We start from the raw sequence: 10238 nt of genomic DNA, 5'->3' as shown, positions 1-10238 counted from the left end.
CGCTCACTCGCCGACTCGACCAACAGGGGAAGGCGCCTTCAGCGTCGCTCACTCGCCGGCTCGCCCCACGCTGATCGAGTGCCGCTGCGAGCGAAGCACGCATCGGGTTATCGAGATCACCCCCTGCGCGCCGTCGCTCCGGTCTCGATTTTGGGCGGGCTCGCTCCGCTCACTCGCCGACTCGACCAACAAGGGGGAGGCGCACCCGCGGCTTCACGCACTCGCGCCCGACGCTGATCGAGTGCCGCTGCGAGCGAAGCACGCAACGGCGTATCGAGATCGCCTCCTGCGCGCCGTCGCTCCGGTCTCGATTTTGGGCGGGTTCGCTACGCTCACTCGCCGACTCGACCAACAGGGGGGCCGACTCGACCAACAGGAAAGGCGCGTCGCTGCCGCTACGGCGAAGCCCGTCGGCCTACGGCTTGTTCTCGTAGACGTACTTGTAATAGTCGGCGTCTTTGAGTTGGCTCGCCGCAGCATGGTCTACGACCACCGTCGCGTGCGGGTGCCACTGGAGGATCGACGCCGGGCAGGACGCCGACAACGGGCCTTCCACCGCTGCGGCGATCGCCGCAGCCTTTCCCTCTCCGGTCGCGACCAACGCGAGCCGCTTTGCGTCGCAGATGGTTCCGAGTCCCTGCGTGATCACGTGGCGCGGGACCTCGTCGAAGGAGTCGAAGAAGCGCGCATTGTCTTCGCGGGTCTTCTTCGTGAGCGTCTTGATGCGCGTGCGGGAGGTCAGCGACGACGACGGCTCGTTGAAACCGATGTGACCGTTGCTGCCGATGCCCAGGATCTGGACATCGACCGGACCGACGGTACCGATCAGGTGGTCGTAAGCTTGGGCGGCGGCTTTGCTGTCGGGCGCCATGCCGTCGGGCGAATGGACGTCGCCGATGTCGATGTGATCGGTGAAGTTGTCGCGGATGAAGCGCGCGTACGACTCCGGATGGGTGGTCGGGAGCCCGACATACTCGTCGAGCAGCACAGCATTGACGCCGACGAAGGAGAGTCCGTCCTCGTTGTGTCGGCGAATCAGTTCGGTGTACGTGCCCAACGGCGACGAGCCGGTCGCCAGACCGATCGTCGACGCACCGCCTGTCACCGCGTCGGCGATGATGTCGGCCATCACCTGTTCCGGGTGATCAACGATCACGACCTCCATGCGCTCCCCTGCTCCTTCTGGCGTTGTCGAGGAATTCCGTACCCGCGACCCTATCCCGAAAATCTACGCGGTTCGCGGGACTGATCAGCACCAGTCCCGCGACCTGGTTCCGACCTTCAGGTCGAGCTTCTGCAACCGGTCGGCGACCACCGTCACCGCCCCCTCAGCGTTCTGCACCTTGCCTCGAATCAGCAGCGCCGACGACGTCTGCGCCAGCTTCCGATAGCGCGCCCACAACCCCACCGAACACACCACGTTCACCATGCCCGTCTCGTCTTCGAGGTTGACGAAAGTGACGCCCGACGCGGTCGCCGGCCGCTGCCGATGCGTCACCGCTCCCCCGACCAGCACCCGGGTTCCGTCGGCCACCGACAGCAGTCGGTCGGCGGGCACCACGCCCATCGCGTCGAGTCGGGGCCGGAGATATTCGGTGGGATACGACCGCGGCGAGATCCCCGTCGACAGCGCATCGACGGCCGTCAGTTCCACCTCGGACATGCCGGGCAGGGTCGGCGCACCGCGCGGAGCGGTGATCGCCAAATGCTCCTCACGCAGCCCGGCCGTGACTCCGGTCTCCCACAGTGCGGTCCGACGATCCAATCCGAGACTCTCGAAAGCGCCCGCGGTGGCCAACGCCTCCAACTGGCCGGTGGTCGCTTCGACGCGCCGCGACAGATCGGCGACAGAGGTGAAGGGCCCACCTGATCGTCGCGCCTCCACAATCCGCTCAGCGGTCTCGGACGAGAGCCCGCGGACCGCACCCAGACCGATCCGGACGTCGAGCCCGTCGTTCTCCAATCCCGCGTGCGAGAGCGAGAAGTTGACGTCTGGACGGTGCACTTGGACCCCGTGCCGTCGGGCGTCGGCCACCAGCGACTGCGGCGAGTAGAAGCCCATCGGCTGCGCCCGCAGCAGGCCTGCGCAGAACGCCGCCGGATGATGCAGCTTGAACCACGCCGAGTAGAACACGAGCGACGCGAAACTCTGCGAATGGCTCTCGGGGAAGCCGAAATTGGCGAAGGCCGCCAGCTTCTCGTAGATGCGGTCGGCGAGCGGGCCGGTGATGTCGTTGGTCTCCCGCATCCCGTCGTAGAACCGCTTCTTGAGCCGTTCCATCTTCTCCGGCGACCGTTTGGAGCCCATGGCCCGACGCAGTTGGTCGGCTTCTCCGCCGTTGAAGCCCGCGACGTCACGCGCCAGGTTCATCAGTTGCTCCTGGAACAGCGGAATGCCGAGGGTGCGACCGAGGGCCGCCTCCATCGCCGGATGCTCGCACGCCGACGACTCGAGACCGTTGCGGCGGCGGATGTAAGGGTGCACCGAGCCGCCCTGGATGGGTCCCGGTCGGATCAGCGCGACCTCGACGACGAGGTCGTAGAAGTTGCGCGGTTTCAGTCGCGGCAGCGTGGCCATCTGCGCCCGCGACTCCACCTGGAAGACGCCGACCGAGTCCGCGCGACAGAGCATGTCGTAGACAGCGGTCTCGGTGAGGTCGAGGGTGGCGAGATCGACGTGGACGCCCTTGTGCTCGGCGACGAAATCGATCATGTAGTGCAGCGCTGAGAGCATGCCGAGGCCGAGAAGGTCGAACTTCACCAGGCCGACGGCGGCGCAGTCGTCCTTGTCCCACTGGAGCACGCTGCGGCCCGGCATCCGCGCCCATTCCGTGGGGCAGACGTCGGCAATCGGCCGGTCGCAGATCACCATGCCGCCCGAGTGGATGCCGAGATGCCTCGGCAGCGAGGAGATCTGGGCGGCGAGGTCGCGGACGTCGTCGGGTGCCGAGTCGGGGACCTTGCTCCACGCGTCCTGCTGTCCGGGGGCGTAGCCGAGAGCGCGCGCCATGTCGCGCACCGCAGACCGCCCGCGATAGGTGATCACGTTGGCCACCTGTGCGCTGTGGCTGCGGCCGTGCTTGGCGTAGACGTGTTGGATGGCCTCTTCGCGGCGGTCGGACTCGATGTCGACGTCGATGTCGGGCGGGCCGTCGCGCTCGGGCGAGAGAAAGCGTTCGAAGAGCAGGTGGTTGGCCACCGGATCGACGTTGGTGATGCCGAGGGCGTAACAGACCGCGGAGTTGGCCGCGCTGCCGCGCCCCTGGCACAGGATGTCGTTGTTCTTGCAGAACGTGACGATGTCGTGGACCACGAGGAAGTACCCGGGAAAGGTCAGCGTCTCGATGATCGCCAACTCGTGGTCGATCTGCCGGTACGCATCCGGTCGCTGCTCGCGGGTTCCGTAGCGTCCGAGCGCGCCCTGCTCGGTGAGCTGGCGCAACCAGGTGGCCTCGGTGTGACCGGCAGGCACGTCGAAGGGCGGCAGGTTCGGCGCGATCAACCCCAGCGAGAACGCGCACTCCTCGGCGAAGGCGACGGCGTTGTCGATCGCTTCGCGATGGGCGGGCATCAGCCTCAGCATCTCGTCGCCGGTGCGCAGGTGTGCGCCGCCGACCCCCGGCAGCCAGCCGTCGATGGTCGTCATGTCGGTGCGCGCCCGGACCGCGGCCATGGCGGTGGCCAGCCTGCCGTTCTCCGGACCGGCGAAATGCGCACCCGTCGTGGCGACCGTGCGGACCCGGTGCGTCGCCGCCAGCGATGCCAGGATCGCATTGCGTTCGTCGTCGTCGGACCCCGATCCCGGCGTCAGTTCGACGGCGACGTTCCCGGCCCCGAAGCGCTCGATCATCTCGCCGAGCGCGACGTCGGCCGCGCTGGCGCCCCCGCGGTCGAGGGCGCGGCGCACTGCCCCTTTGCGGCAGCCGGTCAGGATCAACCAGTGGCCGGCGGAGGCATGTTCGGTGATCGCGTCGGCGTCGTACCGCAGCAGTCCTTTCTCTCCGCCGCTCATGTGGGCGTCGGCGATCACTCGCGAGAGCCTGCGATAGCCCTCGGCGCGACGAGCCAGGACCAGCAGATGCTCTCCGGGCGGATCGACCGCACCGGCCCGGGCGCTGTCGCGCTGCAACGACAGTTCCGCGCCGAAGATCGTCGGCATGCCGAACTCGCGTGCCGCCTCCGCGAAGCGCACGACGCCGTAGAAGCCGTCGTGGTCGGTCAGGGCCAGTCCCCTCAGTCCCAGCCGCTGCCCTTCCTCGACCATCGCCTCGGGCATCGACGCCCCGTCGAGGAAGCTGTAGGCACTGTGCGCGTGCAGCTCGGCGTACGGCACCGTCGATGCGCCGAAGTCGATGTCGGCGGCCTCGTATGCGCCGCGCTTACGCGACCACGCGGGAGAATCGCCGCCATCCCCTTCGACCTCTGTTCTGCCACCCCCGGCACCCCAACCTCCAGCACCCCCACTCCCAGCACCATTGAACGTCGGCGGGAAGGTCTCCCCTGGTCGGTCGCCGCGAGCCGGCGCCCGTCCCGACAGCACCCGTTCCATCTCCGACCAGGTCGGAGGACCGTTGTTCCAGCCCATCCCCTAATTCTAGAACATATGTTCGACTAGTTCGAGCCGTGGTTTTCCGGACCTCCGCGAGGACGAATCCCGTGCCGACCCGCAGCGCCGACACCGCGCCCCATCTGGAAACACTTCAAGTCTGAACGTATCTGTGAGATTCTTAACCATGTGACGAGCTACTTCGTAACCGGCGGAAGCGGATTCATCGGCCGCCGGGTGGTGCAACGACTACTGGCCCATGACGCCACGGCGCGGGTCCATGTCCTGGTGCGCCCCGGCACGCTTCCGCGATTCGCCACCGCAATGGAGGCCATCGACGGCGGCGACCGCGTGATCACCGTCGTCGGCGACGTCACCCAAGACGGCCTCGGACTGCGCGGCACCGAACTCGGTCCAATCGATCACGTCATCCACCTCGCCGCGCTGCACGACATCGCCGCACCCGAAGAGTCTCAGCACGCAGTCACCGTCGACGGCACTCGTCGAGTCGCTGAGTTCGCGGTCGCGCACCGAGCGATGCTGCACCACGTCTCGTCGATCGCCGTGGCAGGCAACCACGACGGCGAGTTCACCGAGAACGACTTCGATCTGGGCCAGGGCTTCCCGACGGGTTGCCATCGCACCAAGTTCGACGCCGAGCGGATCGTCCGCGGGACCGAAGGCCTGAGCTGGCGCATCTACCGACCGTCCGCGGTGGTCGGCGACTCGGTGACCGGTGTGACCTCCAAGGCCGACGGCCCCTACTACTTCTTCACGCACCTCACGTCGCTGCAACAGGTACCGTCGTTCCTGCCGGTCCCGATTCCCGACATCGGTCACCTCAATCTGGTTCCGGTGGACTTCGTCGCCGACGCGATCGTCGCCCTAGTCGATTCCCAGCCCGGGCACAGCGGCCTGGTGTTCCATCTGGCCGATCCCCAGACACGCAGCAGCACCGACCTCTTGAACGCACTCTCGCCGGCCTTCAACGGCCCCCGCGGCTTCACCGCGGTGCCGTCGATCATCACGCGCCCGATCCTCGCGCTCAGCGGCCGCGGCCCCTTGCGATCGGGACGCAATCTGATGGCCGAGCAAGCGGGGATTCCGTCCGCAGTGCTCGACGCCGCCTCTCTTCCCGTGGTGTTCCGCAGCGATGCGACCATCGCCACGCTCGCCGACCTCGGCGTTCTTCTCCCCGATCTGTTCGAGTACGCCCCGCGTCTGTGGGACTACTGGTACGAGGAACTCGCGCCGTGCAGGCACCGTCGCGACGACCCCCGCGGCCCGCTGGTCGGCAAGAACATCCTGCTCACCGGTGCTTCCTCCGGGATCGGCCGGGCCACCGCGCGTATGTGCGTCCGTCGCGGCGCCAATGTCTTCCTGGTCGCTCGCGATGCCGACCGTCTCGTCGAAACGGCCGCCGAACTGGACGCCGAGGTCCCCAAGCCGGGACTCCCGCTGGGGCGCGCCTACGCCTACCCCGCCGACATCACCGACGAGTCTGCGGTGCAGACCGTCGTGAAGTCGATCCTGACCGAGCACGACCACGTCGACATCCTGGTCAACAACGCGGGTCGGTCCATCCGTCGTGCCTCCGCCAACTCGGTCGCCCGCTCGCACGACTACCACCGCATGATGGCCGTCAACTACTTCGGTGCGGTCTACCTGACTCTCGCCCTGCTGCCGCACATGACCGAGCGTCAGTCCGGACACATCGTCAACGTCTCCTCGATCGAGGTGTTGAGCCGTGCACCGCGCTTCGGCGCCTACGCCGCGTCGAAAGCCGCACTCGAGGCGTTCAGTGACGCGACGGGCGCCGAGACGCTCTCCGATCACGTCACGTTCAGCAACATCCGGATCCCGCTGACGCGCACCCGGATGATCGTGCCGACCAACGCCTACGACGCGGTCCGCGGCATCTGGAGCGTCGACAAGGCTGCGCACCGCGTGCTGCGCGCGATGATCGAGCGCCCGAAACGGGTCAACACCCTGCTCGGCGACCTCGTCGACCTGGGCCATCACGCCGCGCCTCGCCTCACCAACCGACTGCTGCACCAGGACTTCCTGATGAACGAGGAATCAGCCGCCGCGCTGGGCCACACCGGCTGACGCGTCGCTTCGTGCGACGATCGGGTATGCGCCTCTCCCCGGAGACCCCCTATCTGTTCGTCGACACCGATCGTCTCGACCGGAATCTGCGGTCGATGGCGCAGTGGGCGACCGAGCACCACGTTCTGCTGCGCCCGCACGCCAAGACCCACAAGTGCGCGCAGATCGCACAGCGACAGCTCGATGCCGGGGCGGTGGGACTGTCGGTCGCGACCATCGGCGAAGGCGAAGCGTTTGCCGATGCCGGCGTCGACGACCTGTTCATCGCGTATCCGCTCTGGTTGTCGGAGGGCAAGGCGCGACGGCTCCGCGCGCTCGCCGGCCGCGTAACGCTGGCGGTGGGAGTCGATTCCGCCGACGGCGCGCGCCGCTTGGCCGCAGGCCTGGCCGGCGCTCCGGTGCGGGTGCTGGTGGAGGTCGACTCCGGCATGCACCGCAGTGGCGTCTCTGCCGACGGGGCAGCGGAGGTGGCAACAGTCGCTCGCGACGTCGGCCTGGACGTGGTCGGGGTCTTCACCTTTCCCGGCCACGGCTACGGACCGGGCACCGCCCGCACCGATGCCGCCGGTCAGGAGGCCGCCGCGCTGGCCGCGGCCACGGCGGCCCTGCGTGAACGCGGGTTCACTGTCTCCGTGGTCAGCGGCGGCTCCACGCCGACGGTGCGCCTCGCCGATCCCGGCGTCGTCACCGAGCTACGGCCGGGCGTCTATCCGTTCAACGACGCTCAGCAGTTGGAACTCGGCAGCGCCACCGTCGACGATCTCGCACTGTTCGCGATCGCGACCGTGGTCAGCAGATCCGGCGATCGAATCGTGCTCGACGCGGGCAGCAAGATCCTCGGCGCCGATCGACCGGGATGGACCACCGGGTTCGGTCGCCTGCCCGACCATCTCGACGCCCGCATCGTCTCGCTGTCCGAACATCACGCGGTGGTCGAGTTCCCCGCGGGCGCGACCGTTCCCGACCTCGGCGACCTGGTGCGCGCGGTGCCCAATCACGTCTGCACCGCGGTGAACCTCGTCGACGAACTGTTCGCCGGATCGGCGCACAGCGATGTGCTCGAGGTCTGGCCGGTGATCGCGCGCGGCGCGAACTCCTGAGCTGCCCCTTGCGAGTTCCGACACCGCCACCGGCTCACTCGTAGATGCCCTCGACCGTCCAGTTCGATTCCCGGTAGCAGAGCAGCAGAGCGCGCGAATCGTCTAAGAGCACCTGTGCGCGGGCTGCTCCGGCGCCGAACGGCCACGGCCCCGCCCACCAGCGCACCCGACACACCCTGGGGCCCAGCTTCACCGTTGTCGGCTCCGCACTGAAGGCGCCGCGCGCGGTGACCGAGACCAGACGATCGTCGGCCCCCAGCACTTCCGCTCCGGTCTGCGTCAGCAGCGTCGGCGAGGGCCTGGCCAACCGGTCCGGCCAGGCTGCTGCGGGGTCACGCGGCGGTCTGGCGGCATCGCCGAAGGCCACCAACGCCACCTGCTCGGCCGGTCCTCGACCGCCGCTGCCCACCGGGACACGCACAGCCTCCCCGCCCAGCAGTCCCTGCACGCGGACCAGCGCACGGCGCGCGCTGTCACCGAGTCCACCCCCGACGTCGGCGGGCAGGCCCGCCCCGGACAGGGCGTGCTGCAGAGCCCCGGGATCGACCACCTCCACCGGCTCCAACGACAACCGCACGATCGGCGAGTCGGGTGCCTCCCCTCCACTGCCCGCCCGTCCTGTCAGCCACCCTTCCAACTGCCAGCGGACGCGGTCGGCCGTGGCTTCCGGCGTCAGCGGCTCGGCGCACCGCCACGTCCGCGAATGACGCTGCCCGCGTTCGGTGATCGCATGGACCGTGAGCCGGGTGCAGGCCAGTGCCGCCGACGCGAGACGCTCGTGCAGTTCCTGCGCCAACCGTCTCCCCAGAAAGGCCGCGGCGTCGATCCGATCGACCGGCGGATCGCACTCGTGCTCCACCTGCAGGTCCGTCGGAATCGGCGCCCGACTGGGACGACGCCCCGGCAGTCCTCGAGCCAGCCGATGCGCCGTGATCGCATCGGCCGAGAACCGCGCCGCGACGTCGGCGGGATCGAGGTCGGCGAACGCGCCCAGCGTTCGGATGCCCAATCGCCACAGCAGATCCACCAGGTCGTCGCGACCCGGGCCGCTCAACGCCGACTCCACCCGGAGATCGGCCACCGGACGCCGAGACAGGTACTGGGCATCGGATCCCGGCGGTACGGTCTGCCCCGACCGCGCCGCCAGAACAGCAGTGAACAACTCGTCGGCGACTCCCGCGCGTGCCGTCACCCCACCCGGGACCGAAGCGCCCGCCACGACATCCACCAGCCGCTCCGACAACGCGACCTCGCCGCCGAAGAAGCGCGCGGCTCGATCTGCTGCCACCACCAGCAGCCCCGGTCGCAGCACCTCGGTCATCGGAACCGTGGAGGTCACCGCTGCGACCACCGGCTCGAACAACCGTCCGTCTCGTGACTCGTCGGCGTCGTAGACGGCTAACCGCGGACACAACGACTGCGCCTGCCGTTTCCGCATGCCGCGTCGTACCCCGTCGGCTCGCGCCGTGTGCGAGCAGGCCTCCACTCGGCCCGCGCGCAACACCGCAGCGGGTTCGGTCGTCGGCCTTCCCGCCGCCGCAGCCGCTGCCGCCGTGGGCCAGTCCGGACACCACAGCGCCAGCACTCGTCGGCCCTCGGCCATCCCTTCCCCCATCAATTCACCCCCGCTCAATTCGCCCCCCCATCAATTCGCCACCGCCAACGCCGGACGGTCCGTACTGCCCGCGACACGAACCGCTGCCGGCCTCGCCAGATGCATCGCTCCGCCTTCGCCCAGACTCGGCACCATCAGATCGAACTCCTCGCTCACCGGACGTGCGCCAGGCGCCGCGACCTGGACCTCCACCCGAAAGCCGCCGATCCGGCCGTATCCGCTTCGCCGCAACGGCAGGTGGCGGTACTCGCGGACTTCGCCACGCACTCGCGTGGCCGAGTTCGGCCACTCGCCGAGCACCATCAACGTCGACGACTGCTTCCGTGCCCGTCCGCCCAGCACCCGCGCTCTGGCCGGCGTCACCGACATTCCCGTGGCCCCGAGCCGGTCTTCGAAGCCCAGCACCACCAGATCGATTCCGTCCAGCAGCACCCCGGCCACTTCCAAGCGGTCGCTCCCCGGCTCCTCCACCACTGCTATTCGACTCAGATCGGCACCCATCTCGACGGCGGCCGCCAAGTTGAGCCGAGGCAGTCCCACCAAAGCCACCGTCGATCCGGTCCTGCTCGCCTCGGCGATGATCGACATCGGAATCACCGATGCTCCCGCCACTGCGGCCACACCACCCCGCGGCAATCCCCGTCTCGGGAACAGCGGTGCCAGCGCTTCCGGAACCGCGACCACTCCCGACGACATCACTCCGGACGCCTTCCCCGACAGGGCTCCCGTCTCCCCCGACAATCGGCTCAGTCGCCGCCGAAGATCCTCGATCTCGTCGGCCTTCTCCACTGCACTCATGACGCTTCCCCTCGTCGTGCCAGACTCCCGTCCGGCGCCCGTCTGCCTCGCTCGGCAGCGGCAGGGAAGA

Annotated in this window: 6 protein-coding genes; 2 read left to right on the top strand and 4 right to left on the bottom strand. The window is 68.6% G+C overall.

Annotation, left to right across the window (positions count from 1 at the left end):
• Positions 1 to 415: 415 nt before the first annotated feature.
• Entirely contained in the window at positions 416 to 1165 is a 750-nt protein-coding gene (nagB, locus tag GX543_RS05895; RefSeq protein WP_290850510.1) for a glucosamine-6-phosphate deaminase, read from the bottom strand.
• Between the two features lie 84 nt (positions 1166 to 1249).
• Entirely contained in the window at positions 1250 to 4585 is a 3336-nt protein-coding gene (locus tag GX543_RS05890) for an error-prone DNA polymerase (RefSeq protein ID WP_290850509.1), read from the bottom strand.
• Between the two features lie 150 nt (positions 4586 to 4735).
• On the opposite strand from GX543_RS05890, the gene GX543_RS05885 reads away from it, so the two are divergent.
• Positions 4736 to 6655: an SDR family oxidoreductase gene (locus GX543_RS05885; RefSeq protein ID WP_290850507.1), complete on the top strand. Its 1920-nt coding sequence runs from the start codon at positions 4736 to 4738 to the stop codon at positions 6653 to 6655.
• 26 nt (positions 6656 to 6681) lie between these two features.
• Positions 6682 to 7755 (top strand): alanine racemase, encoded by a 1074-nt coding sequence (locus tag GX543_RS05880; protein WP_290850506.1) that lies wholly within the window; start codon positions 6682 to 6684, stop codon positions 7753 to 7755.
• Between the two features lie 34 nt (positions 7756 to 7789).
• Here the strand turns inward: GX543_RS05880 and GX543_RS05875 are convergent, their stop codons facing one another.
• On the bottom strand, positions 7790 to 9370 hold the full coding sequence (locus tag GX543_RS05875) for a DNA polymerase Y family protein (RefSeq protein ID WP_290850504.1): 1581 nt from the start codon (positions 9368 to 9370) through the stop codon (positions 7790 to 7792).
• Between the two features lie 30 nt (positions 9371 to 9400).
• Positions 9401 to 10168 (bottom strand): hypothetical protein, encoded by a 768-nt coding sequence (locus GX543_RS05870; RefSeq protein WP_290850503.1) that lies wholly within the window; start codon positions 10166 to 10168, stop codon positions 9401 to 9403.
• Between the last annotated feature and the right edge of the window lie 70 nt (positions 10169 to 10238).

This window comes from Gordonia sp. (in: high G+C Gram-positive bacteria), from assembly GCF_012515855.1.
Classification (GTDB): domain Bacteria; phylum Actinomycetota; class Actinomycetes; order Mycobacteriales; family Mycobacteriaceae; genus Gordonia.
This window is presented reverse-complemented; position numbering and strand designations above follow the sequence as displayed.